A 26,678-nucleotide genomic window follows, 5' to 3' on the forward strand; every position below is an offset into this window, starting at 1 on the left:
CATGGAAAAGTTCACCACCCACACCGGAATCGGCGTCCCGCTGCGCCAGAGCAACGTGGACACGGACCAGATCATCCCCGCTGTCTACCTCAAGCGCATCACCCGCACCGGCTTCGAGGACGCGCTTTTTTCGGCATGGCGCAAGGACCCTTCCTTCATCCTCAACCAGGAACCGTTCAACGCCGGTTCCGTCCTGGTGGCAGGCCCCGACTTCGGCACCGGCTCCTCCCGCGAACACGCGGTATGGGCGCTGAAGGACTACGGCTTCAAAACCGTGCTCTCCTCCCGCTTCGCCGATATTTTCCGCGGCAATTCGGGCAAGCAGGGCCTGCTCGCCGCCCAGGTGGCGCAGGACGACATCGAACTGATCTGGAAAGAGCTCGAAAACGCTCCCGGCACCCAGGTCACGGTGGACCTCGTGTCCAAAACCGTGGTGTGCGGCAACATCGTTGCTCCCTTCGACATCGACGACTACACCCGGTGGCGCCTGCTCGAAGGCCTGGACGATATCGGGCTGACGCTCCAGCACGAGGCGGACATCACTGCCTACGAGGCCACCCGCCCCGCCTTCCTGCCAAAAACCCTGCCGGCACGCCTATCCTGAGCGGGCGGAAGTACCTGCCGACCGTGCGACGGCGGTCCGCCACGCCCTGCCGCCGTCGCCGGCGTATTTCGGTTCGGTAACGCGACCTCCTATGCTTGGTTGGAGCCTTTGCAAGGTTTTGGGGGCTAGTTATCGTGAGGAAACCGGTATATGAGTAGTGTTCTGACAATCCGCGGCGGAGTCCCGCTCACAGGCCGCGTCAGCGTCCGGGGAGCGAAAAACCTCGTTCCCAAGGCGATGGTGGCAGCGTTGCTGGGCAACGAACCGTCCGTGTTGCGGAACGTTCCGGAGATCAAGGACGTGGAGGTAGTCACCTCCCTCCTGCAGCTCCACGGCGTGACCGTGGTCAAGGACCCCGTCAACGGGGACCTGACGTTGGACCCGAAGGCTGCCAAGACTGCGCCCAGCACCGCCATTGATGCCCACGCCGGCGACTCGCGGATTCCCATCCTGCTTTGCGGTCCCCTGATCCACGCCATCGGTGAAGCGTTCATTCCCGATCTCGGCGGCTGCAAGATCGGCGACCGTCCCATCGACTACCACCTCGACGTGCTGCGCCAGTTCGGTGCGGTAGTGGAGAAGCGGCCGGGCGGCATCCACATCTCGGCACCCAAGGGCCTGCACGGGGCGAAGATTTCCCTGCCCTACCCGTCCGTCGGTGCCACCGAGCAGGTGCTGCTCAGCGCCACCCGCGCCGAGGGCATCACCGAACTCTCCGGGGCCGCGACGGAGCCGGAGATCATCGACCTGATCGCCGTGCTGCAGAAGATGGGCGCCATCATCAGCGTCCAGACGGACCGGACCATCCGCATCGAGGGCGTCCGCGACCTCGGCGGCTACAACCACCGGGCCCTCTCGGACCGCAACGAATCGGCGTCGTGGGCCTCCGCAGCGCTGGTGACCAAGGGCGACATCTTCGTTGAAGGCGCCTCCCAGCGGGACATGATGACGTTCCTGAACACCTACCGCAAGGTGGGCGGCGGCATGGACATCGGCGAGGACGGCATCCGTTTCTACCACAAGGGCGGAAAACTCAACCCCCTGGTCCTGGAAACGGATGTGCATCCCGGGTTTATGACCGACTGGCAGCAGCCGCTGGTGGTGGCGCTGACCCAGGCTGAAGGTGTTTCGATCGTCCACGAGACCGTGTACGAGAACCGCTTCGGCTTCACTGACGCCCTGATCCGGATGGGGGCCAGCATCCAGGTGCACCGCGAGTGCCTGGGGAGCGTGCCGTGCCGGTTCGGCCAGCGGAACTTCCTGCATTCCGCGGTGATTTCCGGGCCCACCCAGCTGAAGGGAACCGACATCGACGTCCCTGACCTCCGCGGCGGCTTCAGCCACCTGATCGCGGCCCTCGCCGCCACGGGAACCTCCCGCGTGACGGGGATCGACATCATCAACCGGGGCTACGAGCGCTTCACCGAAAAGCTGGCCGGACTGGGCGCCGACTTCGACATCACCCCCACGAAGTAGCGGTACTGACGTGAAAGAGTCTGCGAAAAGCAGGGCCACCTTTATGTTCATCGCCGGGGTTGCCCGGCCGCTGTTGAACCTCATGATGGACAAGAAGTGGGAGGGAACGGACAAGCTTCCCGCCGGCGGGTTCATCGCGGCCCCCAACCACTGCACCGAAATTGATCCGCTGGTGGTGGGCCACATGCTGTACAACCACAAACGTGCACCGCACTTCCTGGCGAAGGCCGGCCTCTTCAAGGTGCCTGCCCTGGGCTGGCTGCTGCGCGCCACCAAGCAGGTCCCGGTGGAGCGTTCGACGGCGGGAGCGAACCGCTCGCTGCAGGTCGCCCAGGAGATTGTCGCCGAGGGCGGCGCCATCATCATTTACCCTGAGGGCACCCTGACGCGGGACCCGGACCTGTGGCCTATGAAGGGCCACACGGGCGCGGCGCGACTGGCGCTGGAGGGCGGCATTCCCGTGGTTCCCATCGCTCACTGGGGCGCCCACGAGGTCTTCCCCCGCTACGGCAAGCGGTTCCACATCTTCCCGCGCAAACGGTCCCGGGTGGTGGTTGGTGATCCCGTGGACCTCAGCGCCTTCTCCGGCCGTCCCCTGGACAAGGCCACACTGGCTGGTGCCACCGACGCCATCATGGACGCCATCACCGCTCTCCTTGCGGACCTGAGGGGGGAGCAGCCGCCGGCGGTGCGTTGGGATCCGGCCAAGCAGCAGCAGTCAAAGCACGGGCGCTTCGTGGAGCGCGGGCAGCAGCAGACCGGCGAACGGACGCCCGGTGATTCCTGAGGGGACGGTGATTCCTGAAGGGATACAGGGGGGATCGGCCCGTTCCGTTGCCGTGCTCGGGGCCGGCTCCTGGGGGACTACATTTGCGAAGATCCTGGCCGACGCCGCCACGGCGGCCGGTGTGCCGCGCACCATCCGGCTGTGGGGCCGGCGCAGTGAAGTGGTGGAGGAGATCAACACCTTCCACCGCAACAGCCAGTACCTGAAAGACATCGCCCTCCCCGACAGCATTACCGCCTACACCGAGGTCCGCCAGGTATTCGACGGCGCTGACTTGGTGGTCCTGGCGGTGCCGGCGCAGTCCCTGCGGCCGCAGCTGCGCGGGTGGAAGGACATGATCGTGCCCGGCGCCATGGTGGTTTCGCTGATGAAGGGCCTGGAACTGGGCACCGACGCACGGATGAGCGAGGTCATCAGCGAGGAACTTGGCGTTCCCACCGAGCGCATCGCCGTCGTATCCGGTCCCAACCTGGCGATGGAGATCGCCCGTGAGGAGCCCACCGCGTCTGTGGTGGCCTGCACCGATTCCGCAGCTGCCGGCTGGATTGCCCGCAGCTGCACCGCGCCTTATTTCCGGCCCTACACCACGGCGGACGTCGTTGGGGTGGAGATCGGCGGCATAGTGAAGAACGTCATCGCGCTGGCAGTAGGGATATGCGAGGGCCGGCAAATGGGGGACAACACCAAAGCTTCCGTCATCACCCGCGGCCTCGCCGAGACGTCCCGCCTCGCGCTGGCGCTGGGTGGTGACGCGAAAACGATGGCGGGCCTGGCGGGCCTGGGCGACCTCGTGGCCACCTGCTCTTCGCCCCTGTCGAGGAACCACACCGCCGGACGCTTGCTCGGCCAGGGCCTGACGCTGGAGGAAGTAGGCCAGAAGATGACCCAAACAGCCGAAGGCATTAAATCCGGCCAGGCCGTGCACGAACTCGCAGCAAAGCTGGGCGTCGAGATGCCCATCACAGCCGCCGTCGTCGCCGTGCTGGCAGGCAAGTTGTCCGTTGACCAACTGGGGCCCGTCCTGCTGGCCCGGGAACTGAAACCTGAAGGCGATTACTGAACATGTCCCACAATCTGACCGCAGCAGAGCCCGCCGGCGGGGCAAAGCCCCGGGTGGCAGTACTTTTCGGCGGACGGTCCAGCGAGCATGCCGTGAGCTGCGTTACCGCGGCCGGCGTCCTTGGTGCCATTAACAAGGACAAGTACGAGGTGATCCCGATCGGAATCGCCAAGACGGGGCAGTGGGTCCTTGCCGCCGACGACACAGCCCAGTGGTCCCTCTCCGCATCCTCGTTGCCTGAGGTGGTCCCGTCACAGAAAACAGTGACGCTGGCCGAGATCGGCGGTGAACACCAGCTGATCGTGGCTTCCCCGAACGAGGTTCCGCAGGAGCTCGGCACCGTGGATGTGGTGTTCCCGCTGCTGCACGGCCCGTTCGGTGAGGACGGCACCATCCAGGGGCTCCTGGAACTCTCGGACACCCGGTACGTCGGAGCCGGCGTCCTGGCCTCAGCTGTGGGGATGGACAAGCACTACATGAAGGTGGTCTTTGAAGCGGCCGGCCTTCAGGTGGGCCCGTACATTGCCGTCACCGACAGGCAGTGGCGCAAGGACGCGGAGTCCGTGCGGAAGCAGGTGGACCGGCTCGGGTTCCCCGTCTTCGTCAAGCCCGCCAGGGCCGGATCCTCGATGGGCATCTCCAAGGTGGACTCGCTGGATGAGCTGGATGCGGCCATTGAGGAAGCACGGCGGCACGACCTCAAACTCGTCATCGAGGCAGGAATTGCGGGCCGCGAGATTGAATGCGCAGTGCTCGAAGGCAGGGGGACCGATGCCCCCCGCACCTCCATGCCCGGCGAGATCTCCGTGGCAGGCGGCACGCACGAGTTCTACGACTTCAACGCGAAGTACGTCGAGGAAGACGCCGCGGCGCTCAGCTGCCCGGCAGACCTGCCCGAGGAAGCCATCACCAGGGTGCGTGAACTCTCGGCGGCTGCTTTTGACGCGGTGGGCGCAGAGGGATTGAGCCGGGTGGACTTCTTCTACACACCGGACGGCCAGCTGATCATCAACGAGATCAACACCATGCCGGGCTTTACCCCCAAGAGCATGTACCCGCAGATGTGGGCCGCCTCCGGCCTGGGCTACGCGGACCTGATCGATGAACTCATCTACTTGGCACTGAACCGCAAAACCGGACTCCGCTAGCCGCCTCGGTGGTCGGACTTCCCCCGTGGTTGACCGTGTCCGGCGGTTAGGCTTGCCGGAACCTACTGGCTTTCCGGCAGGTTCTGCAGCTCCTCCTGGCCCACGCAGTTCCTGCCGGCCGGGATCTCGGCTGCGGCAACTGCAAGGTCGGCAAGCACCGTGGCGGAGCTGATCTTGTCCGGGTCCATCAGGATCTCCGTAGCCGGCTCCCGGCCGTAGGTGGTGAGCGTCCACACGGGGTTGCCTTCCTTGATGACCCAGTCGATCCCGTTGACGGTCACGCACCGGTCGGTGGTGGGTCCCGGAACATTCACGCCGCAGCGCAGGACCACCAGCGAGGGATCACCCCAGGCGGCCGTGGCCTGGCTGTTCGTCTTGCGAAGTGCGGAGTCCCCGATGGCCTCAGGCAGCGCCACCATCATGGGGGCGCACGCCGGGTTTGCGGCATCCTTGGCAGCAGGAACGTCCACCACCGGCGCACAGGCAGCGAGCGGGAGGGCCGCAAAAGCCCCGATCAGTGCGGTCCTGGCAGCGCGGGCGGTCAGGGAAGCGTGGGGGCGGTGCATACTCCAAGCCTATCGCCGCCGCCACACCGGCCAGGACACGGTGCCGGCTGTGGGGGCCGCCAATGTCCGGGGTCCGCTGTAGCGTAGTGGCGTGCCAGAGAACTGTTTAACCGCCCACCCCCAGCCCACAGCCGTCGGTGCGCTGTCCGAAGCCGAATTGCTGGCGCGGATCTTCCCCCGCCTGTCCATGCCGGCGTCTCACTCCCAGGCCACGCTGCTGGGGCCGGGGGACGACGCCGCCGTGGTTGCAGCGCCGGACGGGAAGACGGTGGTGAGCATCGACACGCAGGTCCAGGACCAGGATTTCCGGTTGGAATGGCCCAACGGCTACCGGACCACCGGCTTCGACGTCGGCTGGAAGGCCGCGGCGCAGAACCTGAGCGATATCAACGCCATGGGAGCCACCGCCACGTCCCTCGTGGTGAGCCTGACCCTTCCACCTGAGACACCTGCCAGTTGGGTGGAGGACCTGGCGGACGGGCTGACGGCGGCCATCAGGGAGCTGGGGGCCGCGGGATGCTCGGTGGCAGGAGGCGATCTGGGGCGCGGCCGGGAAATCTCTGTCACTGCTGCCGTGCTCGGCACCCTCCACGGCGGCCGTGCCGTGCTTCGGTCCGGTGCGCGGCCGGGGGACGTCCTCGCGCTTGCCGGCACGGCCGGACATGCGGCCGCCGGCCTGGCCCTTCTGGAGTCCTCCGTACCCGTCGAAGCTCTGGGCGGACGTGAGCGGGTGTTCCTGGACCTGCAGTGCAGGCCGAGGCCACCGCTGAGTGCCGGCCCCGCAGCGCGGGCGGCCGGTGCCACAGCCATGCTCGATGTCTCGGACGGCCTGTTGCGGGATGGATTGCGGATGGCCGCGGCCAGCAGCACCACCCTCGATCTTGATCCGGCGCAACTGGAGGTGCTGGGGGAAGTCTTGCGGCCTGCCTCGGACCTGCTGGGAACGGATCCCGTGGCGTGGGTGCTCAACGGCGGGGAGGACCACGGCCTGCTGGCCACATTCCCTGCTGATGTTCAGCTGCCTCCCGGATTCGCTGCGATAGGCTCAGTACAAGCACTGGAAAGCAATGAAAGCCCGAGCGTCACAATTGCGGGCCGGCCCGCGGACGCCGGGGGATGGGATCACTTTGCACACTAAGGTTGCCGCCAACGCGCAAGCGATGAAGAGGTGGTTGAGCAAGGCTGAGACCGTCATTGGGAACCACAGCGACCGCCTCAACGCCATCAATATCTTCCCCGTGGCGGACGGGGACACCGGGACCAACCTGTACCTGACCGTCCGTGCGGCCGCCCGGTCCGCTGTTGCCGCTGAAGACCAGCCTGCCCAGCTGGATGTCGGCGTCGTCCTTGCTGCCGCCGGCCAGGCGGCGATGGAGGAGGCCCGCGGAAACTCGGGAACCCTGCTTTCCGTGTTCCTGTGCGCCGCGGCTGAACCCCTGGCGGGCCACACCCGGCTGACGTCCACGCTTCTTGCCGCAGCGCTCAACCGTGCCCAGATCAGGGCGTGGTCAGCCCTCAGCGACCCCGTCCCGGGGACCATGCTTTCAGTGATGGAGGCAGCGGCGCGGGCCGCCGCTGCGGTGGACGCCGGACAAAATGGTGACGACAGCAACCACGCCCTGGGCCTTGCCCTGGACGCAGCCGTTGAGGGTGCCCTGGCTGCCGTGATCCGCACCGAGGACCAGCTGGACGCCCTGACCTCGGCCCGGGTGGTGGACGCGGGCGGAGTGGGAATGCTTTTGATCCTGGATTGCCTCCGTTCCGCGGTCCTGGGTGAAGAACTCCAGAGTGAGCTGCTCGACGGCCTGCATGGCTATGACGTCTCGGATCCCCACATCCACACCGCCCTGCCCGACGATGACGGCGTTGAAGTCATGTTCACCATCAACCTTTCGCCCCTCCACGCAGCCACCCTCCGCCAGCAGCTGGACGAGATCGGCGAGTCCGTCATCATGAGCCAGGTGGGCGGCAACGAGGACGCTGACGGGAACTACCGCTGGCGGGTCCATGTGCACGTTCCCCAGCCGGAACCGGCCGTGAGCATCATCCGGGCCCTGGGGGAACCTTCCCAGCTCAGTATCAGCGAACTCGCGCTCCCGCGCGAACCCCACACGGATGCAGTGAACTCCAGTGGGCATGACCGCTGAACTGGATCTTGCGCTGGAACGGCGGCTTGGAAAGCGTTCCGCAACCGTCATCGAGAAGCATCTGGGCATCACCACCGTTGACGGGCTGCTGAACTACTTCCCGCGCCGCTACATGAACCGCGGCGAGCTGACGCCCATCAGCGAGCTTCCCCTCGACGAAGAGGTCACACTCATCGCCAGGGTGCTCTCCAGCAGTACCCGGAATATGCAGGCCCGCCGCGGCACCATCACAGACGTCATCGTGTCCGACGACGACGGGCAGCAGGGGCTCCGGCTGGTCGGCGGCACGGACTACCGCGGAAAAGTCCCCGGCACCCTCAAAATCACCTTCTTCAACGGGTACAAAGCAAAGACGGACCTCCTGCAGGGCCGCCGGGCCCTGTTCTCCGGAAAAGTAACCAGGTTCAAAGGCCAACTGGGCCTTACCAACCCGGACTTCCAGCTCCTGGATGAGGATCCTTTCAGCGAGGGCAGCCAGGACCCGGAAAAACTGGCCGCCATGCCCATCCCGGTGTACCCGGCCACTGCCAAGCTGCCCAGCTGGAAGATCCAGAAGGCCGTCCATACGCTGCTGGAAACCCTGGACCTGGATACTCTGCCCGATCCCGTTCCGCCCGCCGTCGCCCGGCGTGAAAAGTTCCTTCCGGTAGCCGAGGCCTACCGCCTTATCCACGCGCCCGAATCCGCCGAGGACTGGCGGCGGGCGCGGGACCGGCTCCGGTACCACGAAGCGCTGGTGCTGCAGTCCGCCCTGGCCCGGCGCCGGGCACAGCTGGCTGCGGAGGAAGCCACCGCCCGGCGGCAGGTTCCGGGCGGACTGCTGGAAGCCTTCGATGCAAACCTTCCCTTCACGCTCACGGCGGGGCAGGCCGCCATCGGCAAGACCCTGGCGGCCGAACTTGCCCACGACTCCCCGATGAACCGGCTGCTGCAGGGCGAAGTGGGTTCCGGCAAGACCATCGTGGCGTTGCGGGCCATGCTGCAGGTGGTGGACGCCGGGGGACAGGCCGCGCTCCTGGCACCCACCGAAGTCCTTGCCGCCCAGCACTACGAGTCGATCCGCCGCTCCCTCGGACCGCTCTCCAGGGACGGCCTGCTGGGCGGGCTGGACACCGCCTCCGTCCAGGTCACCCTGCTGACGGGTTCCATGCCGGCCGCCGCCCGCAAGCAGGCACTGCTCGATGCTGCATCCGGGACGGCGGGGATCATTATCGGCACCCATGCCCTGCTGAGCGGCAACGTGGGCTTCTACGATCTTGGCCTGATCGTGGTGGATGAGCAGCACCGCTTCGGTGTGGAACAGCGGGACGCCCTCCGTGCCAAGGCACGGAAGCCGCCCCACCTGCTGGTCATGACTGCCACGCCCATCCCGCGCACTGTGGCCATGACCGTATTCGGGGACCTTGAAACTTCCGTACTGGACGAGTTGCCCGAAGGCCGGGCCCCGATCAGCACCCATTTGGTGGGCCTTGCCGAAAACCCGGCCTGGGCCGGACGCATCTGGGCCCGGTCGCGCGAGGAAATCGACAACGGGCACCAAGTGTATGTCGTCTGCCCCAAGATCGGCACCGACGACGACGGCGACTTCAGCCCGGAGGAAGCGGACCTGTCCGATGGCCCTGAGGGGGAAAACGGGCGCGAACTCGCGTCGGTGACAGCCGTCGTCGAACATCTCCTGGCCGAGCCGGCACTTGCGGGTGTCCCCGTGGCCCCGCTGCACGGGCGGCAGCTGCCGGACGTGAAAGCCGCCGCCATGGCCGGCTTCGTGGACAACCGGGTCAAACTGCTCGTCTCCACCACCGTTATTGAGGTGGGCGTGGACGTCCCCAACGCCACGCTGATGGTCATCCTCGACGCCGACAGGTTCGGCATCTCCCAGCTCCACCAGCTGCGCGGCCGGGTGGGCCGGGGCGGGCTGCCAGGAACCTGCCTGCTGGTCACCGCCCTGGAGCCCGGCCACCCCAGCCGGAAGCGGCTGGAGGCGGTAGCCGCCACCACGGACGGTTTCGAGCTTTCCCAGGAGGACCTCAAGCTCCGCCGCGAGGGCGACATCCTCGGTGCCTCCCAGTCCGGCGGACGCTCCACCCTTCGGCTGCTGCGTGTGCTTGAGCATGAAGCCGTCATCAGCCGGGCCAGGGACGACGCCCAGCAGATCGTGTCACAGGACCCCTCGCTGGCTGGACATCAGGAACTGGCCGAAGCCATCGAGAAGTACCTCAACCCCGAAAAGGAGGCGTTCCTTGAACGCGGTTAGCAAGGCGGACCCCACAATGCGCGCCGGCGGAAGCAGAGGCCTCCAGTGAGCCGGATCATTTCCGGCGCAGCCGGCGGTACACCCCTGCAGGCCGTCCCGGGCTCCTTGACCAGGCCCACAACCGACAGGGTCAAAGAAGCGCTCTTCTCGCGCCTTGATGCCTTTGATGTCATCAGCGGCGCCAGGGTGCTGGACCTTTACGCAGGCTCGGGATCCCTCGGTGTGGAGAGCGGCAGCAGGGGAGCCCAAACCGTGGACCTCGTGGAGTCCGATGCGAAGGCGAGTGCTGTGTGCCAGCGCAACGCGGACCTCATCAACGGGGTCCTGGGCCGAAAAGCCGTGACGGTCCACCGGTCCAAGGTGGAACCATTCCTTGAGCGCGCCGATGCCGCCGCAACCTGGGACCTGGTGTTCCTGGACCCGCCCTATCCGCTGGAGGAGGTGGCTCTGGCCGCGGTGCTCGAAAAGCTGGCCGGGCACCTGACACCGGCGGCCGTGGTGGTGGTGGAGAGGTCGTCCCGCTCGCCGGAGCCGGCCTGGCCGGGCGGGCTGGCGCGGTTCGCGGAGAAAAAGTACGGCGAAACCAGGCTGTGGTTCGCTGAGCCGTTTGTCCCCGACGCCGTCGATGCCGAGGTCCTGGAGGCCGAAGGCGCGGATGCGGGCGGGAACACCCAGTAGGAAACCTTCCCCGCGAGGCCGCCTCAGACGGCGAGTGCGTCCAGGTCCACTCCGGCCAGGACCTTCGCCGGATGCGGCCCCCGGGCGGTCAATTCCTCGGACCAGCCGGCGGGCCAGGGTGTTTGCGTGCCGGCCAGGATGATGTTCCCGGGGTAGCGGCCTTCGAACATGCCTGCTTCAGCAAAGGCGGCGACGTCAGCCATTGCGCGCCGCATCGCCGACACCTGGCTGCGGAGCAGGGTGAGGCCTGGCTCGTCGCCCACATTGACGATCAGGAGCCCGCCCGGGGCCAGCCGTTCCCGCAGCTCGCTGTAAAACTCCGTGCACGCAAGATGCGCCGGGGCCTCGGGCCCGGAGAAGATGTCCAGGATCACCACGTCAAAAAGGAGGCCGGGCTCAAGGTCCGTCAGTGCATCCCTGGCATCTCCAATGACGGTGTGCAGGTTGGTCCCCTCGGGAAGGGGCAGCTGCTGCAGGACGAAATCAAGCAGTTCGCGCTCCAGCTCCACCGCGTACTGGGTGGAGCCCGGCCGGGTCGCCTGGATGTAGCGGGCCAACGTCAGGGCCCCCGCTCCCAGGTGCAGCGCCGTGACCGGCGTTCCTGCCGGACCCGCAAGGTCCACCAGGTGCCCGATCCGCCTCAGGTATTCGTAGAAGATCTCATCCGGCCGCGCCAGGTTCACGTGCGACTGTTCAGCGCCGCCGATACTGAGCACATAGCTGCCCTCAGTGAAAGCGTCCGGTTCGATGGCTGCGTGCTGCCCGCTGGTGCGAAGGAACCGGGCCGCCGCCCGCCCGCTGCCTGCCTGCATCAGACCAGTCCGCCAAGGGTGGCCAGCCGGGCGGCAGCCTCCTCAAGGACGTCGGTCTTTTTGCAGAAGGCGAAGCGAAGCAGGCTGCGCGTCCGCTCCGCACCTTCCGCATGGCAGAAGACCGGGACGGGAATGGCTGCCACTCCCACCAGGCCTGGCAGCCTGCGGGCCAAGTCTACCGAATCATGGATTCCCAGCGGGGCAGTGTCGACGTTGACGAAGTACGTACCCTGCGGGGAGTAGACGTCGAAGCCTGCCGCCCTCAACCCGTCGCTGAGGATGTCCCGCTTGCGCTTCAGGGTGGCGGCAACGTCCTCATAGAACGCATCCGGCAGGCCCAGGCCGGTGGCAATGGCCGCCTGGAAGGGGGTGCCCGAACTGTAGGTGAGGAACTGCTTGACCGTCCGCACAGCGGATACAAGTTCCTCCGGGCCCGTCACCCAGCCGATTTTCCAGCCTGTCAGCGAAAACGTCTTGCCGGCCGAGGAGATGGTGATGGTGCGGCCGGCGGCTCCGGGCAGGGAAGCCACGGGCACGTGGCGGGCGCCGAACGTGAGGTGCTCGTACACTTCGTCAGTGATGATCAGGCAGTCATGCTTCCGGGCCAGGTCGACAACGCGCTGCAGGATGCTCCGGGGAAAAACCGCACCCGTGGGGTTGTGCGGGTTGTTCAGCAGCACCGCCCGGGTCCGTTCGCTGAAGGCCGCTTCCAGGGCGGCCAGGTCCGGCATAAAATCCGGGGCCAGCAGCGGCGCCGTGACATGCGTGGCGCCGGACAGTCCGATCACCGCACCGTAGGAATCGTAGAACGGCTCGAAGGTCAGGACCTCGTCCCCGGGGCCGGTAAAGGCCAGCAGGGCAGCGGCGATACCTTCGGTGGCGCCGGTGGTAACGATGACCTCGGTCTGCGGGTCGAGGGACAGGCCATAGAACCTGTCCTGATGCGCGGCCACTGCTTCCCGGAGTTCCAGGATTCCCTTGCCGGGGGCGTACTGGTTCACGCCGGCGGCGATGGCGGCGCGGGCAGCCTCCCTGATTTCCAGCGGACCGTCCTCATCCGGAAAGCCCTGGCCCAGGTTAATGGCGCCGGTCTGCGCCGCGAGGGTGGTCATCTCTTCGAAGATGGTGACGCCCAGCCCGCCATCCGGCCCGAGGAGGTTGGCGCCGAGCGCGGTCCGTTGCCAGGGGGCAGGGGCCAGGGGGGTGGAAACTTCCCGTGGTGGATGCATCCAGTCATGGTATCCCGGCCTTTCCATGGGGTAGGTTCGGAGCATGAGACGCGCTGTCTGCCCCGGATCCTTCGACCCCATCCACAACGGCCATCTCGAGGTTATTGCCCGGGCCGCCAGCCTGTTTGACGAAGTAATAGTGGCGGTATCCACCAACCCGGCCAAAAAGTACCGGTTCGCGCTGGGGGAGCGCCTGGACATGGCCCGTGAAACCCTGGCGTCGCTCAAGGGCATCGTGGTGGAACCCGTGGGCGAAGGGCTCCTCGCGGAGTACTGCCGGCAGCGGGGTGTGTCGGCCATCGTCAAGGGCCTGAGATCGTCTTCCGACTTCGACTACGAGCTGCCCATGGCCACGATGAACCGGCAGTTGAGCGGTGTGGAAACAGTCTTCCTGCCGGCCGAGGCCCACTACATCCACTTGTCCTCAACTTTGATCAAGGAAGTCGCGGGCCTGGGCGGCAGCGTCTCCGACTACGTCCCCAGATCCGTGCACCGGAGAATGCTCGCGGGCGGGTCGGCGGAGGATCAGCAGCCAAGAGGGTAGGCTTGTCAGGTACTTCGGCGGTCCCCGCTGGCTGGTTTGAGTCCCCGCGGCTCTTCAGGCTAAGATGGTACGTCGGTCATATGTTCAACAGGAGTTCTCATTAAAAGAGATGCTGGTTCGCCCCTGGCGTTCGACGTCAAGGACCTCGGACGCAGTCCGGGAAGCATGCGGACACTGAAGGAACATGTACCCGCACCGGGTGATCTTGGTGTGGCGCTCATTGGTGTTCAGGAAGGCTCGGATATCGAGCTGGATCTGAGGCTTGAGGCCGTACACGAAGGAATTCTGGTATCCGGAACCGCACTTGCCGAAGTAACCGGTGAATGCGGCCGATGCCTGGATCCCCTTGCGTATGACCTTGAGGTCAATGTGCAAGAACTTTTCTTCTATGAGGGCGTACAGCTTTCGGACGAAGAAGATGATGAAGAGCAACGTCGAGTCGAGCACGATGTAATCGATCTTGAACCGGTGTTGCGGGACGCGGTTGTCACCAATCTGCCGTTCCAGCCGGTGTGCCGGGAAGACTGCCAGGGCCTTTGCTCCGAATGCGGAGCTCGCCTGGAAGACGAGCCGGGGCACCACCACGAGGTCTTGGATCCTCGCTGGGCTGCCCTAGCTGATATGGCTAAGCCTGACCGGCAAAATTGATTTGTACGTGTTTGTCTAGAGAGAAATGAGTTAGCCGTGGCTGTTCCCAAGCGGAAAATGTCTCGCTCGAATACCCGCGCCCGCCGCTCGCAGTGGAAGGCGACCGCCCCCCACCTGGTGAAGACCGTGGAGAACGGCCAGGTTACTTACAGCCTGCCGCACCAGGCGAAGGTCGTCACCGATTCGGCCGGCACCGCGCTGTTCCTTGAGTACAAGGGCCGCAAGGTCGCGGACGTCTAATCGGCCCCTCAGGCTGACATGATGTCTTCAACTGAAGAGCTTTTGAAGCGTCTCGGTGTCTCCATTGACGCCGGGACGCTTCGTCTTGCGCTCACACACCGTTCCTACGCCTACGAAAACGGCGGCATCCCCACCAACGAGCGGCTGGAATTCCTGGGTGACTCCATCCTGGGATTCTCCGTGACGGACGCCCTGTACCGGGACAATCCTGACCTGCCCGAAGGCGATCTCGCGAAGCGCCGCTCGGCCGTGGTCAGCACCCGCGCCCTCGCCGGCATCGGGCGGAGCCTGGGCATTGGCGACTACATCTACCTCGGACAGGGCGAAAAGCTCACCGAGGGCAAAAACAAGGCGTCCATCCTGGCGGACACCATGGAGGCCCTGATCGGCGCCACCTACGTGTCCAACGACATCGAGACGGCCCGCCAGCTGGTGATGCGACTGATCGGGCCCCTGCTGAAGGACGCCGCTGCCCTGGGTGCCGGGACCGACTGGAAAACCAGCATCCAGGAACTCGCGGCCAGCCGCCAGCTCGGAACCATCCACTATGCGGTGGACGGGTCCGGGCCGGACCACGCGCGGGTTTTTACCGCAGTCCTGCACATCGGCGGCACGGCCTACGGCAGTGGTACCGGCCACTCGAAAAAGGAAGCGGAGCAGGAAGCTGCCGCCGACGCCTGGCGTGCTCTTTCGGGGACTGCGGCTTCCCACACCGGGGGCAAGTCCGCCGGCTCCGTGGCCGCCAAGTAGGCATTGTGCCCGAACTGCCCGAGGTTGAGGTGGTCCGCCGCGGCCTGGTGAGCTGGGTCCGCGGCCGGATCATCGAACGTGTGGACGTCCTTGATGACCGCTCCATCCGGCGCCATGCGCTTGGGGCCGGGGATTTCGTCGGAAACCTGGAAGGCGCCATCGTGGCCGACGTCGTGCGGCGCGGCAAATTCCTCTGGATGCCGCTGCTTGACGCAACCGCCGGCACCGCTGACGAACCGTCAGGGAACGGGCGTCCCGCCGTCGCGCTGATGGCCCACCTTGGCATGAGCGGCCAACTCCTCATGCAGGACGCTGACGTCCCGGACGAGAAACACCTTAAAGTGCGCTTCCGGCTGGGCTCACGTGACGGCATGCCCGAGCAGCTGCGGTTCGTGGACCAGCGGATCTTCGGCGGCCTGTTCGTCACCTCCCTGGTACCAACGGACGACGGCGGCCCTGGCGGCCTCGCTGAATCACCCCTTCCGCTGATTGCAGAGGAAGCGGCCCACATCGCCCGGGATCCCTTGGACCCCGCCTTCTCGTTCGATCTTTTCTACCGCCGCCTGCGCAAACGTAAAACTGGCCTGAAACGGGCGTTGCTGGACCAGGGCCTGGTATCCGGCATCGGCAACATCTACGCCGACGAAGCGCTGTGGCGTTCCCGCCTCCACTTCGCCCGGCCCACAGACACCCTTCGCCGTGCCGAGGCCGAAAGGGTGCTGGGCAGCGCCCGTGACGTGATGCTCGATGCCCTGGCCGCCGGCGGAACAAGCTTCGACTCCCTCTACGTGAACGTCAACGGTGCCTCCGGGTACTTCGACCGGTCCCTTAACGCCTACGGCCGGGAGGGCCAGCCGTGCCATCGCTGTGCCGCTGCGGGAATCCACGCCCTGATCCGCCGCGACCAGTTCATGAACCGTTCCTCGCACACCTGCCCGGTGTGCCAGCCGCGTCCCCGCAACGGCCGCTGGTAATCCGCCGGCCGGATATTCTGCGGATTCTTCGGTTCCGCAATGTGGACCCGGCTGCAAAACTTTGTCCGTGAAGGCCAGGCGCAGCCCGCCCGCGCATGGCCCCCTTGCCGGACAACAGGAACGGGCAGCCGTTGTACATCTCGATGTCGGACCGCAAAGGCGGCCAGCAGGACCTGCAGGAAACAGGCAGCCGCGGCCCGACAGCCTTCAGGTTGTCACCGGTGATCATCTGGCTCGGCGTCGTGAGCATGATGACCGACATATCGTCCGAGTCCGTTGCCGCCGTCCTTCCGCTCTACATCACCGGGTTTCTTGGGCTGTCAACCATCGCCTTTGGGGTCATAGACGGTATTAACCAGGGCGCCAGTGCCATTGTCCGGATCGGGGCCGGATGGGTCTCGGACCGCACAGGCCACCCCAAGCGCGTGGCCGTGGCCGGCTACGGGCTGTCCATGGTGGCAAGGATCGGCTTCCTTTTCGCCGGAGGATTTTGGGCCATCGCCGGAATCGTCACCGGGGACCGGATCGGAAAGGGCATCCGGACGGCTCCCCGCGACGCCCTGATCTCGGCAGCCGCGCAGCCCGAGTACCTGGCCCGGTCATTCGGGATCCACCGGATGCTGGATAACATCGGTGCTGCTGCCGGTCCGCTCATCGCCTTCCTCATCCTGATGCTTATACCCAGCGGATTCAACACGGTGTTTGTCGTGTCCCTGGCCTTCGCCATCATCGGCGTGGCCGTGTTGCTGCTGGTGGTGCCGGACACCTTGAAGCCCGCGTCCCGGCAGGCCGGAGGGACGTCCCGGCCCGCTTTCCGCTGGTCACAGCTGAAATGGTCGAGCCTCAAGGACCAGGGCATGGCCCGCCTCGTGGCGGTCACAGGGCTGCTCGGCCTGCTCACCATCGGCGACGGGTTTGTCTATCTCCTCCTGCAGCACCGGGAAGCCTTTGCTGTCCAGTGGTTTCCACTCCTTTACGTGGGAACGAACGTGGCATTCCTGGTATTCGCAATTCCGCTGGGCCGGCTGGCTGACCGCTGGGGCAGGGTCCCGGTCTTTTTGGCCGGCCACGTGGCGCTCCTCGCCGGTTACGTGCTGGCCGTACTTCCGCTCGGCGGGACCGCCGCCACGCTCGGCTGCCTGGTGCTGCTGGGAGTGTTCTATGCCGCAACCGACGGCGTGTTGTCGGCCCTCGTCAGCCAACTGGCTCCACCGGAACGGCTGGGAACTGCCCTGGGAACCGCGCAGACGGTGGTGGCAGTCAGCAGGATGGCCGCCACAACCTGCTTCGGCCTCCTCTGGTACCTGCTGGGGCCGGTCGCAGCAGCCGCCTGTGTGGCAGGGCTGCTGGTTTTGGCTGTGCCGGCCGCCGCCCTTGTCCTTCGCGGCACGGCCGGAAAGGCAGCGGCGCTGTGAGCAGGACCACCGTGGATACTGCCCCAGGCAGCCGCAATCCTGGCCCCGGTGGCACCCGTGGCGCCGGTGGCTCCGATGAGTACAGAAGCACCGGGCTTGACGCACCCGGTGCGGGTAGCCGGCGGCGGCTGGTGCTCCTGCTGGCAGTGGCCGCCCTGGTCCTCGCCGGGGCAGGAGCCTACGGACTCGCGGCGTTCCAGCAGGAACAGGCCAGCCAGGAAGCCGCATCCCCGGTGAAGGTGGTCCCGGCCACGGCCTTGCCGCCGGAGCCGTTTCTGATGTTCCGCAATACGGCGTCCGGGCATGGTTACGGACAAGCTGCCACGGTTGCCCTGGCCGATCCTTCCGGGGAACGTGCCCTGAGCGGTCACGCCTGTGACCGCGTCTACGCCTCAAGGGAACTGGTCAGTTGCCTGCAAACCATCAACGGGATTCCCACAAAATACGAGGCCGCGACCTACGATTCGTCGCTGAAGCGCCTTGATTCCTGGATGCTGGGAGGCATCCCCAGCAGGACGAGGCTGAGCGGAGATAGCTCGCTGATCGGCACCACAGTTTTTGTTTCCGGGCACTCCTACGCCTCCTCCGGCTTTTCCACGGAGACCGTCATCCGCGGCAGGGACGGTACCGTCCACGGCAACCTGGAAGAGTTTTCGCTGATTTCAGACGGAACCCGGATCAAGGCTTCCGACCGGAATATCTGGGGCGTCACCTTCATTCCGGGGAATCCCGCCGGCTTCTACGCCACCGCGTCATCACAGGGCCATATCTGGCTCGTCCGGGGCGACCTTACCGCCAGGACGTTGACGGTAGTGGCGTCAGGCGTTGAGTGCCCGTCGATTTCACCGGACGGAACCCGGATCGCGTTCAAAAAGAGCAGCACCGGCACCCTGGTGGGGCACCGGAACATCGCCGTGCTGGACCTCGCGTCCGGGAAGGAAACCGTCCTGGGCGAGGAGCGCGACATTGACGACCAGCTTGAATGGCTGGACAACAGCACCGTGGTTTACGGTGTACCCCGGGATGACACCGGCCAGGACAGCGATGTCTGGGCGGTTGCCATCGAAGCCGGAGCGGCTCCCCGGCTGTTCATCGAGCACGCATGGTCTCCCGCGGTGGTCCACTGACGCTTATCCGCCCCTTCCGAGGAACCGGATACAACTGAGGCGGGGCGTAAATCCGGGTCATTGCGCCACAACGCAGTAGATTTGGTGCAGGGAAGCAGCATCCGCCCCACGCCACCCAGGAGATCCGAAAAGCCTTGCACCTCAAAAGCCTGACCGTCCGGGGGTTCAAGTCCTTTGCGTCCGCCACCACGTTCGAGTTCGAACCCGGCGTCACCGCCGTGGTGGGCCCGAACGGCTCCGGCAAGTCCAACGTTGTGGACGCCCTGGCCTGGGTCATGGGCGAACAGGGTGCCAAAACGCTACGCGGCGGGAAGATGGAGGACGTCATCTTCGCCGGAACCTCCGGCCGGCCGCCCCTGGGGCGCGCACACGTCTCGCTGACCATCGACAATACCGACGGTGCCCTGCCCATCGAGTACAGCGAGGTGACCATCTCGCGTACGCTCTTCCGCGCGGGCGGTTCCGAATATGCGATCAACGGTGCAAGCTGCCGCCTGCTGGACATCCAGGAACTGCTGTCCGATTCCGGCCTGGGCCGCGAAATGCACGTCATCGTCGGCCAGGGCCAGCTGGACAGGGTCCTGCACGCCACCCCGGAGGACCGCCGCGGCTTCATCGAGGAGGCAGCCGGCATCCTCAAACACCGCCGTCGCAAGGAGCGGACGGTGCGCAAGCTGGAGGCCATGCAGGCCAACCTTCAGCGGCTCACCGACCTCACGGGGGAAATCCGGCGCCAGCTCACCCCGCTGGGCAAACAGGCTGAAGTTGCCCGCAGGGCACAGCGCGTCCAGTTCGACGTCCGCGACGCGCGGGCCAGGCTTTTGGCCGACGACCTGGTCCAGCTGCAGCAAGCACTGGAACAGGATGTGGCAGACGAAGCTGCCCTGAAAACCCGGCGTGCCTCCGTCGAGCAGGAGCTTGAGGCCGGCCGAAGGCAGCAGGCTGCCTTGGAACAGCTGGCCGCGGAGTCAACACCGAAGCTGAACGCCGCACGGGACACCTGGTACCGGCTGACCGCCTCGCGCGAACGGCTCCGGTCCCTCGGATCGCTGGCCCAGGAACGCAGCCGCCTGCTCGGCTCCGCTGAACCGGCTCCCGCCGGCCGGGACCCTGAACAGCTGGAACGGCAGGCCGCGCGCGTCCGCGCGGAGCTCGCCGAACTCGAACGCCACCTCCTGGACAAGCGCAGCGCCCTTGGAACAGCCAGTGCAGCAAAGGCTGAAGCCGAAGCGGCAGCCCTTGCTGAAGACAAGCGGCTGACGGCAGTGCTGCGGGCGGCCGCCGACCGGCGCGAAGGACTGGCGCGCCTGGCCGGACAGGTTGCCGCGGCGCGGTCCCGGGTGGAATCCGCGCAGGCCGAGCTGGGCAGGCTGCGGGAATCGCAGGCTGCCGGGCTGGAGCGCCGTGCCAGCGCGCAATCCGAATACACGGCGCTCGAAAACCAGGTGGCCGGCGTGGAGGAGGGCGAGGAATCCCTTGACGCGGATTACGAGGCCGCCAGCGACGCCCTGGACGCGGTGCTGCAGGAAATCTCTGATCTGACCGCCGCGGTCAGCGAAGGAATCCGGAAGCGTGACGCCCTGGTGGCGCGCCTTGATGCCCTGAAGCTTGGCCTCACCCGGAAAGACGGTGCCGGGCACGTCCTGCAGTCAGGCGTGACCGGTGTGCTCGGAACCCTGGCCGGGGAACTCACCGTGGAACCGGGCTTTGAGACCGCAATAGCAGCGGCACTGGGGGAGGCCTCGGAAGCCGTGCTGGTCCATGACGAAGAGGCAGCGGCAGCCGCGGTCCAGGTCCTCAAGGATGACGACGCCGGGCGCGCGTCGCTCCTGCTGGCTTCCCCGGGTGCCGCCTCAGGAGGCCAGACCGGCTCACCGCCGTCCCTTCCGGAGGGGGCAGCCTGGGCCGCCGCACTTGTCAGGGACGCCGGCCGCTCCGCCGCCGCAGTGCGGCACCTGCTGGCGGGCACCGCCGTCGTCAGCGACATCGAAGCAGCTGCCCAGGTGGTGTCAGCCCATCCCATGATCACCGCGGTGACCCGGGCCGGGGACATATTCACTGCCGTGTCCGCCACCGGCGGCTCAGCCAAGGCGCCGTCGCTATTGGAAGTCCAGGCGGCAGTGGACGACGCCGAAGGCCAGCTTTCAGACGTTACCGCCGGGCTTGAACGGAGCAGGTTCGCCCTGGCCGGCGCAGAGGCCAGGCGGGCGGAGGCGCAGGAACGGGCCGACGCCGCCCTGGACCGGCTGCATGAATCGGATGCGAGGCTGGCAGCTGTTGCCGAACGCCTGGGACACCTCAACTCGGTGCTGCGCAGCGCCGTGGGTGAAAGCGAGAGGCTGGCTGCCTCCCTTTCACGGGCCGAGCACAACGTCGCGGCGGAGGAGGAAGCCCTCGCTGCCGTGGCCGCCCGGCTGGCCGCCGCCCAGGAAGCGCCGCTGGAGCAGGAGCCGTCCACGGAACATCGGGATGCCCTGGCAGCGGCAGCGTCAACTGCCCGGGCCGCCGAGGTGGAGGCCCGGCTGTCACTGCGCAGCGCGGAGGAACAACTGACCGCCACGCAAAACCGGGTGGCCTCACTGGAACGTGCGGCAGCAACGGAGCGCCGCGCCCGCGAGGAAGCAGCCGAACGCGCCCGCCGGCGCCGCGCCCAGGCGAAACGTGCCGCGGCAGTCGCAACCGCCGTCGAACTCGCCATGGGGTACATGGACGTGTCCGTGGACCTGGCACGGCACGAACGCGACCTTGCCGAGGACAACCGGGAACAGCGGGACCGGGAACTGCTGCACCTCCGGACAGCAAACGACGCCTTTGCGCGGGAACTGGCCGAACTCACGGACAATGTGCACCGGGATGAGCTGGCCCGGGCGCAGCAGCTGGCCCGCATTGAAGCCCTCGAAAGCCGTTCCATCGATGAACTTGGCATCACCCCGGACGCCCTGGTGGCGGACTTCGGGCCGGACGTTCCCGTCCCGGTGCCGGCCGAAGAAAGCAGCGACAAGTGGGCTGCCCTGCGCGCCCCGGTGGATGCAGGCGGAACCGAAATCGTCGAGGGAAAGCCCTACGTCCGCGAGGAACAGGAAAAACGGCTCCGCAAAGCTGAACGGGATCTCGCCAGCCTGGGCCGGGTGAACCCCCTGGCCCTGGAGGAATTCGCCGCGCTCGAGGAGCGCCACCAGTTCCTCAGCACGCAGTTGGAGGACCTCAAAGCCAGCCGGAAGGACCTGCTGGACATCATCAAGGAAGTGGATGACCGCGTCCAGCGGGTCTTCACCGAAGCTTTCGAAGATACCCAGGCGCAGTTCATCAGGGTTTTCGCCAGGCTTTTTCCCGGCGGCGAGGGCCGCCTTGTCCTCACTGATCCCGGGGACATGCTCACCACCGGCATCGAAGTGGAGGCCCGCCCTGCCGGCAAGAAGATCAAGCGGCTGTCGCTCCTGTCCGGCGGCGAGCGCTCGCTGACCGCCGTCGCCCTGCTGGTGGCCATTTTCAAGGCCCGCCCGTCGCCGTTCTATGTCATGGACGAGGTGGAGGCTGCGCTGGACGATACCAACCTGGGCCGGCTGATCACCATCTTTGAGGAGCTCCGGGAATCCAGCCAGCTCATTGTCATCACCCACCAGAAACGGACGATGGAGGTCGCGGACGCGCTCTACGGCGTGACCATGAGGGGCGACGGCGTCTCCACCGTGATCAGCCAGCGCCTGGGAGCAGAGGTATAGGCGCGGGCGCCGGTGAACCTTGCGTGCGTCAGGCGTCAATCACGTGTGAGGCGTGTGTGAGAAGCTAGGGGAGTGAATGACATCCTCCCCATAATTTTGTCCATTGTTGCTGCCTTGGCGGTTATTGGCGGGCTGATTCCGGTCCTGCTCAAGACGCGGAAAAACATCAACCAGTACCCGGGCACCCGTGATGCCAACGATCCCGTACTGCCCCGGGGCGGCAGCACGGCCGTCGAGGACAGGCCGGCCACCACCGGTGGCACGCCCGCCGGCACCGTGGATCTGGAGGAGCTGGACACCACCACGGTCCCCGACGATGCGGCGGGGCTGGAAGTCATCCCGGTGGAGACGCCGCTGCCTGTGGCCGGGCGGCTCATGCGCCTTCGCGAACGGCTGGTCCGCTCCAACAACATTATGGGCAAGGGGCTCCTGGCCCTGCTGTCCAGCGACAAGATCGATGAAAACGTCTGGGACGAAGTAGAGGAAACCCTCCTCCTGGCGGACCTTGGCACCGAACCCACCATGCAGCTGGTTGATGCCCTGCGTGAGCGCGTCAAGGTGCTGGGAACCCGGACGCCGGAGCAGGTCAAGGTGCTGCTCCGCGAGGAACTCATCAAGCTCGTTGATCCCACCATGGACCGCACGCTGAACGTCCAGCGCCACGCCGACAAACCTGCCGTGATGATGGTGGTGGGCGTGAACGGCGTCGGCAAGACCACCACGGTGGGCAAGCTCGCCCGCGTCCTCGTCGCGGAGGACAAGGACGTCCTGCTCGGCGCGGCGGACACGTTCCGTGCTGCCGCCGCCGAACAGCTGGCAACCTGGGGCCAGCGCGTGGGAGTGCCCACCGTGAAATCGGACATCGACGGCGCAGACCCCGCCTCGGTTGCCTACGAGGCGGTCAAGGCCGGGATCGACCAGGAGGTCGATGTAGTCATGATCGACACCGCCGGCCGGCTTCAGAACAAGGTCGGCCTTATGGACGAGCTCGGGAAGGTCAAGCGTGTGGTGGAAAAGCTGGCGGAGGTGGATGAGGTCCTCCTGGTGCTGGACGCCACCACCGGCCAGAACGGGCTGAACCAGGCACGCGTTTTCTCCGAGGTGGTCAATATCACGGGCATCGTCCTCACCAAGCTGGACGGCACTGCCAAGGGCGGCATCGTGGTCGCCATCCAGAAGTCACTTGGCGTTCCCGTGAAGCTCATCGGACTGGGCGAAGGCGCTGACGACCTCGCACCCTTCGAACCTGAAGCGTTTGTGGACGCCCTGCTGAACTAGTCCCGCCGGAGACCCTCACGCCTTGCCGGGCTTGAGGGTCTCCCTGGTCCCGAACCAGGCGCCGGCTGCAACCAGCATGACGCCGCCGGTGACCCCAAAAGCCCAGCCATACCCTAAACGGTCCGCCAGCACGCCGGCCAGGACCGGCCCAACGATCGCGCCGACGTCGGACAGCATCTGGTACACAGCCAGCACCTTGCCCCCTGACCGCTCATTGCCGATCACGTCCGCGACAGCTGCCTGCTGCGCCGGCCCGAACAGCCCGGAGCCGACGCCGGCCAGTGCCGAGGCGGCCAGGAACCAGGGGAGCTGGTCGGTGAAGCCGATGCCGGCAGTGGCGGCGGCCGCCACCAGCAGCCCCGCTATCATCATTGGCCTGCGCCCCATAGTGTCGGCCAGGCGCCCGGAGAAGGTCAGCGCCGCGGCGTTGCCGGCGGCGAAAACGGCCAGCGCCAGCCCCGCAGCCTCAGGACCGGCCCCGAACACGGCAGCCGCCAACAGCGGAACCGTCGCCATCCGCACGCCGAACGTGGCCCATCCGTTCGCGAAGCTGGATGCCAGCGCAGCCCGGTAAGCCCCGGTGCCCAGCGCCTCCCCGAACTTCATCTCCGGTGCCCGCTGCTGCGCCTGCGCCGACCCGCGGCGCTGGTGGCTCAGCTGCGTCTGTACCACCACCGCGGCAACAATCAGTGCCGCGGCATACGCCAGGAACGGGACCCTCAGGCCGAACCCGGCCAGCAGCCCGCCCACAATGGGGCCGCACACGCTGCCAACAAGGAACGCCGACGCGTAGGCCCCGGACACCCGGCCCCGGCTTTCCGGCGGTGCCAGCCGGACCACCAGAGCCATGGACGCCACCGTGAACATCACTGACCCTGCGCCGCCGAGCCCGCGGAAGAGCAGCAACTGCCAGTAGTTCTGGGCAAAAGCGCAGGCTGCCGTGGACACAGCTACGATCAGCAGCCCCGCCACGTAAACGGGCCGTTCTCCCACTTTGCCGATCAGGCTTCCGCCGGCGGGGGCAATCACGAGCCGCATGAAGGCGAAGATGGCAACGATCACCGACGCCTCGGTGTTGCCTACCCCAAAGGTTGTGGCGAACTGTGGCAATACGGGCGCAACAAGCCCGAATCCCAGCGCAATCAGGAACGCGGCGACGAGCATCACCTTGATGTCCCGCGGCAGCGGGTCCCGCTGCGGCCGAAGGCGGGCCAGGATCCTTGAAGTGGCGCCGCTTCCGCGGGGTGCTGCCGTCATGGTGCGCAATTCCTTGCAGTGGGGAGGGCCAGGGGCCTGCGGGATCGATGAAACACAACCGTAACAAGTGCGATATGCACCATTTACTTCCTAGAGGTTCTTGTAACAGGCCGGCAATCTAAATCCTCCGCGGGCGAAACACGCCAACGACACACTCTTTACAGGACGCAAAAAGGCGTTGGCAGGCGGAGGATTCCGCAACATTCGATGAGAGAGGACGTGCACCATGGAACTTACCGCAGGTCACGTTTGGCTCATGGTGGCGGCAGCACTTGTGCTGTTCATGACACCTGGCCTTGCATTTTTCTACGGCGGCATGACCCGTGCCAAGGCAGCACTGAACATGATGATGATGAGCTTCATCTCCATCGGCATCGTCAGCGTTGTGTGGGTACTGTGGGGCTACTCCATGACGGGCGGTGATGGCTTCCTGCAGATCGTCGGGAATCCCTTCGCCAGCTTTGGTCTCGAGGGAGTCAACACGGCGGATTCGCCGGACGGCCTCATCCTTGTCGGCTACGGTGCAACCTTTGCGATCATCACCGTGGCCCTGATCAGCGGCGCGATCGCTGACCGGGCCAAGTTCGGCGCCTGGAGCGTCTTCGTCCCCGTGTGGGTAACGCTGGTCTACTGCCCGTTGGCCTACATGGTCTGGGGTGGCGGCCTCTTCGGTGAGGAAGGTGCGATCGGCCAGGCACTCGGCCCGGCCATCGACTTCGCCGGCGGCACCGTTGTCCACATCAACGCCGGTGTGGCGGCTCTGATCCTCGTCCTGATCATCGGTAACCGCAAGGGCTTCGGCAAGGACCCGAACCACCGCCCGCACAACATTCCGTTCGTGATGCTTGGTGCAGCCATCCTGTGGTTCGGCTGGTTCGGCTTCAACGGCGGCCTGGCCTCTTCCGCTGAGCAGGGCGGCCTCATCTGGGTCAACACCCTGGCGGCTCCTGCAGCGGCAATGCTCGGCTGGCTGGTCACCGAACGCATCCGTGACGGCCACCCCACCTCCCTGGGCGCAGCATCCGGCGTAGTTGCCGGCCTGGTGGCCATCACCCCCGCGTGTGCAAACGTCAGCCCCGTCGGTGCCCTCGGCCTCGGCCTGGTAGCCGGCGCGGCCTCCGCCCTGGCCGTGGGGCTCAAGTTCCGCTGGGGCTTCGATGACTCGCTTGACGTCGTCGGCGTCCACCTTGTGTCCGGCATTATCGGCACGGTGGCCCTGGGCTTCATCGCACTGCCTACCGACGGCGTGGGCGGCGGCCTGTTCTACGGCGGCGGTATGACCCAGATGTGGGCACAACTTGCAGCAGCAGGCATCGCCATCGCCTACTCCGCAATCCTGACGGCGATCATCGCCTTCGCCATCCACAAGACCATGGGCTTCCGGGTCTCGCAGGAACAGGAAACGGTGGGTGTGGACCTCAGCCTGCACGCCGAAACCGCCTACGAGTTCGGTGTGGGCGGCCATGGCGGGAGCTTCCAGCCGCTGCACGAGATGATCACCGGCAAGAGCCAGCAGGAAGGCGCACAGGCTGCCGACGCGGCTGCTGCGCCGAAGAAGGAATCAGCAACAGGCAAGGAAAGCGTGGGGGCATGAAACTGATTACCGCAATCGTCAGGCCGGAAAAGCTCGAAGCCATCCGGGAAGGACTGGAAGCCTATGGCGTACAGGGCCTGACGGTCAGCGCGGCCAGCGGCTACGGCCGGCAGCGCGGCTACACCGAGGTCTACCGCGGAGCCGAGTACAACGTGGACCTGCTGCCCAAGATCCGGGTGGAAGTCCTGGCCACGGACGAGCAGGCCGATGACATCCTGGACGTCATCATCGCCAGCTCGAACACGGGCAGGGCAGGTGACGGCAAGGTCTGGACCATGGACGTCTTCGAAGCAGTTCGGGTCCGCACCGGGGAACGCGGAGTCGCCGCGATCTAACCAATCGCACCTCGTCACGACAGGCGGGGTAAT

Annotated in this window: 24 protein-coding genes; 20 read left to right on the top strand and 4 right to left on the bottom strand. The window is 66.3% G+C overall.

The window, feature by feature from the left end:
• Nucleotide 1 precedes the first annotated feature (1 nt).
• The 5 genes from leuD to ARTSIC4J27_RS08150 all read left to right on the top strand — a co-directional run bounded on the left by leuD (nucleotide 2) and on the right by ARTSIC4J27_RS08150 (nucleotide 5,075).
• The gene (gene leuD, locus ARTSIC4J27_RS08130) at nucleotides 2-604 is read left to right on the top strand and encodes a 3-isopropylmalate dehydratase small subunit (RefSeq protein ID WP_050054699.1); all 603 of its coding nucleotides are present in this window, start codon (nucleotides 2-4) and stop codon (nucleotides 602-604) included.
• Between the two features lie 150 nt (nucleotides 605-754).
• On the top strand, nucleotides 755-2,080 hold the full coding sequence (gene murA, locus ARTSIC4J27_RS08135) for a UDP-N-acetylglucosamine 1-carboxyvinyltransferase (RefSeq protein WP_050054700.1): 1,326 nt from the start codon (nucleotides 755-757) through the stop codon (nucleotides 2,078-2,080).
• 10 nt (nucleotides 2,081-2,090) lie between these two features.
• On the top strand, nucleotides 2,091-2,867 hold the full coding sequence (locus ARTSIC4J27_RS08140) for a lysophospholipid acyltransferase family protein (RefSeq protein ID WP_050054701.1): 777 nt from the start codon (nucleotides 2,091-2,093) through the stop codon (nucleotides 2,865-2,867).
• Nucleotides 2,857-3,927 (top strand): NAD(P)H-dependent glycerol-3-phosphate dehydrogenase, encoded by a 1,071-nt coding sequence (locus ARTSIC4J27_RS08145; protein WP_235436603.1) that lies wholly within the window; start codon nucleotides 2,857-2,859, stop codon nucleotides 3,925-3,927. The genes ARTSIC4J27_RS08140 and ARTSIC4J27_RS08145 overlap by 11 nt, the downstream gene beginning before the upstream one ends.
• Nucleotides 3,928-3,929: 2 nt before the next feature.
• Nucleotides 3,930-5,075: a D-alanine--D-alanine ligase family protein gene (locus tag ARTSIC4J27_RS08150; RefSeq protein ID WP_050054702.1), complete on the top strand. Its 1,146-nt coding sequence runs from the start codon at nucleotides 3,930-3,932 to the stop codon at nucleotides 5,073-5,075.
• A 62-nt stretch (nucleotides 5,076-5,137) separates the two neighbouring features.
• Here ARTSIC4J27_RS08150 and ARTSIC4J27_RS08155 read toward each other — a convergent pair whose 3' ends face one another.
• Entirely contained in the window at nucleotides 5,138-5,641 is a 504-nt protein-coding gene (locus ARTSIC4J27_RS08155) for a DUF3515 domain-containing protein (protein ID WP_083435370.1), read from the bottom strand.
• A gap of 91 nt (nucleotides 5,642-5,732) precedes the next feature.
• Between ARTSIC4J27_RS08155 and thiL the strand changes: the two genes are divergently transcribed.
• The 4 genes from thiL to rsmD are packed head-to-tail and all read left to right on the top strand — an operon-like array spanning nucleotide 5,733 to nucleotide 10,720.
• Nucleotides 5,733-6,779 carry a thiamine-phosphate kinase gene (gene thiL, locus ARTSIC4J27_RS08160; RefSeq protein WP_050054703.1) on the top strand — a complete coding sequence of 349 codons (1,047 nt, stop codon included), beginning with the start codon at nucleotides 5,733-5,735 and terminating at the stop codon, nucleotides 6,777-6,779.
• A gap of 22 nt (nucleotides 6,780-6,801) precedes the next feature.
• Complete coding sequence (locus tag ARTSIC4J27_RS08165; protein ID WP_050054704.1) at nucleotides 6,802-7,788, top strand: DAK2 domain-containing protein; 987 nt, start codon at nucleotides 6,802-6,804, stop codon at nucleotides 7,786-7,788.
• The gene (locus ARTSIC4J27_RS08170) at nucleotides 7,778-10,042 is read left to right on the top strand and encodes an ATP-dependent DNA helicase RecG (protein WP_050054737.1); all 2,265 of its coding nucleotides are present in this window, start codon (nucleotides 7,778-7,780) and stop codon (nucleotides 10,040-10,042) included. Before ARTSIC4J27_RS08165 ends, ARTSIC4J27_RS08170 begins: the two co-directional genes overlap by 11 nt.
• Nucleotides 10,043-10,087: 45 nt before the next feature.
• Nucleotides 10,088-10,720 carry a 16S rRNA (guanine(966)-N(2))-methyltransferase RsmD gene (gene rsmD, locus ARTSIC4J27_RS08175; RefSeq protein ID WP_050054705.1) on the top strand — a complete coding sequence of 211 codons (633 nt, stop codon included), beginning with the start codon at nucleotides 10,088-10,090 and terminating at the stop codon, nucleotides 10,718-10,720.
• A 23-nt stretch (nucleotides 10,721-10,743) separates the two neighbouring features.
• Here rsmD and ARTSIC4J27_RS08180 read toward each other — a convergent pair whose 3' ends face one another.
• Both ARTSIC4J27_RS08180 and ARTSIC4J27_RS08185 read right to left on the bottom strand, forming a co-directional pair.
• Complete coding sequence (locus ARTSIC4J27_RS08180) at nucleotides 10,744-11,532, bottom strand: spermidine synthase (protein ID WP_050054706.1); 789 nt, start codon at nucleotides 11,530-11,532, stop codon at nucleotides 10,744-10,746.
• On the bottom strand, nucleotides 11,532-12,761 hold the full coding sequence (locus ARTSIC4J27_RS08185) for an aminotransferase class I/II-fold pyridoxal phosphate-dependent enzyme (RefSeq protein WP_235436604.1): 1,230 nt from the start codon (nucleotides 12,759-12,761) through the stop codon (nucleotides 11,532-11,534). Before ARTSIC4J27_RS08185 ends, ARTSIC4J27_RS08180 begins: the two co-directional genes overlap by 1 nt.
• Nucleotides 12,762-12,804: 43 nt before the next feature.
• Between ARTSIC4J27_RS08185 and coaD the strand changes: the two genes are divergently transcribed.
• The 9 genes from coaD (at nucleotide 12,805) to ftsY (ending at nucleotide 23,459) form a co-directional block, all read left to right on the top strand.
• Nucleotides 12,805-13,305: a pantetheine-phosphate adenylyltransferase gene (gene coaD, locus ARTSIC4J27_RS08190; protein WP_050054708.1), complete on the top strand. Its 501-nt coding sequence runs from the start codon at nucleotides 12,805-12,807 to the stop codon at nucleotides 13,303-13,305.
• Between the two features lie 123 nt (nucleotides 13,306-13,428).
• Entirely contained in the window at nucleotides 13,429-13,953 is a 525-nt protein-coding gene (locus ARTSIC4J27_RS22095; protein ID WP_083435371.1) for a YceD family protein, read from the top strand.
• Nucleotides 13,954-13,989: 36 nt separating this feature from the next.
• On the top strand, nucleotides 13,990-14,193 hold the full coding sequence (gene rpmF, locus ARTSIC4J27_RS08205; protein ID WP_009356569.1) for a 50S ribosomal protein L32: 204 nt from the start codon (nucleotides 13,990-13,992) through the stop codon (nucleotides 14,191-14,193).
• Between the two features lie 21 nt (nucleotides 14,194-14,214).
• Entirely contained in the window at nucleotides 14,215-14,943 is a 729-nt protein-coding gene (rnc, locus tag ARTSIC4J27_RS08210) for a ribonuclease III (RefSeq protein WP_050054709.1), read from the top strand.
• Between the two features lie 5 nt (nucleotides 14,944-14,948).
• The gene (gene mutM, locus ARTSIC4J27_RS08215; RefSeq protein ID WP_050054710.1) at nucleotides 14,949-15,917 is read left to right on the top strand and encodes a bifunctional DNA-formamidopyrimidine glycosylase/DNA-(apurinic or apyrimidinic site) lyase; all 969 of its coding nucleotides are present in this window, start codon (nucleotides 14,949-14,951) and stop codon (nucleotides 15,915-15,917) included.
• Nucleotides 15,918-16,048: 131 nt separating this feature from the next.
• Nucleotides 16,049-17,332 (top strand): MFS transporter, encoded by a 1,284-nt coding sequence (locus tag ARTSIC4J27_RS08220; protein WP_235436608.1) that lies wholly within the window; start codon nucleotides 16,049-16,051, stop codon nucleotides 17,330-17,332.
• The gene (locus ARTSIC4J27_RS08225; protein ID WP_327077641.1) at nucleotides 17,329-18,459 is read left to right on the top strand and encodes a TolB family protein; all 1,131 of its coding nucleotides are present in this window, start codon (nucleotides 17,329-17,331) and stop codon (nucleotides 18,457-18,459) included. The genes ARTSIC4J27_RS08220 and ARTSIC4J27_RS08225 overlap by 4 nt, the downstream gene beginning before the upstream one ends.
• A 134-nt stretch (nucleotides 18,460-18,593) precedes the next feature.
• The gene (smc, locus tag ARTSIC4J27_RS08230; RefSeq protein WP_200900769.1) at nucleotides 18,594-22,181 is read left to right on the top strand and encodes a chromosome segregation protein SMC; all 3,588 of its coding nucleotides are present in this window, start codon (nucleotides 18,594-18,596) and stop codon (nucleotides 22,179-22,181) included.
• 72 nt (nucleotides 22,182-22,253) lie between these two features.
• Entirely contained in the window at nucleotides 22,254-23,459 is a 1,206-nt protein-coding gene (gene ftsY, locus ARTSIC4J27_RS08235; protein ID WP_050054711.1) for a signal recognition particle-docking protein FtsY, read from the top strand.
• A gap of 15 nt (nucleotides 23,460-23,474) precedes the next feature.
• Here the strand turns inward: ftsY and ARTSIC4J27_RS08240 are convergent, their stop codons facing one another.
• On the bottom strand, nucleotides 23,475-24,716 hold the full coding sequence (locus ARTSIC4J27_RS08240; RefSeq protein ID WP_050054712.1) for an MFS transporter: 1,242 nt from the start codon (nucleotides 24,714-24,716) through the stop codon (nucleotides 23,475-23,477).
• 226 nt (nucleotides 24,717-24,942) lie between these two features.
• Here ARTSIC4J27_RS08240 and ARTSIC4J27_RS08245 point away from each other — a divergent pair, with 226 nt between their 5' ends.
• Both ARTSIC4J27_RS08245 and ARTSIC4J27_RS08250 read left to right on the top strand, forming a co-directional pair.
• Complete coding sequence (locus tag ARTSIC4J27_RS08245; protein WP_050054713.1) at nucleotides 24,943-26,310, top strand: ammonium transporter; 1,368 nt, start codon at nucleotides 24,943-24,945, stop codon at nucleotides 26,308-26,310.
• Nucleotides 26,307-26,645, top strand: a complete 339-nt coding sequence (locus ARTSIC4J27_RS08250) for a P-II family nitrogen regulator (protein WP_015937412.1) — start codon at nucleotides 26,307-26,309, stop codon at nucleotides 26,643-26,645. The genes ARTSIC4J27_RS08245 and ARTSIC4J27_RS08250 overlap by 4 nt, the downstream gene beginning before the upstream one ends.
• Nucleotides 26,646-26,678: the final 33 nt, after the last annotated feature.

It is taken from the genome of Pseudarthrobacter siccitolerans (assembly GCF_001046895.1).
Classification (GTDB): Bacteria; Actinomycetota; Actinomycetes; order Actinomycetales; family Micrococcaceae; genus Arthrobacter; species Arthrobacter siccitolerans.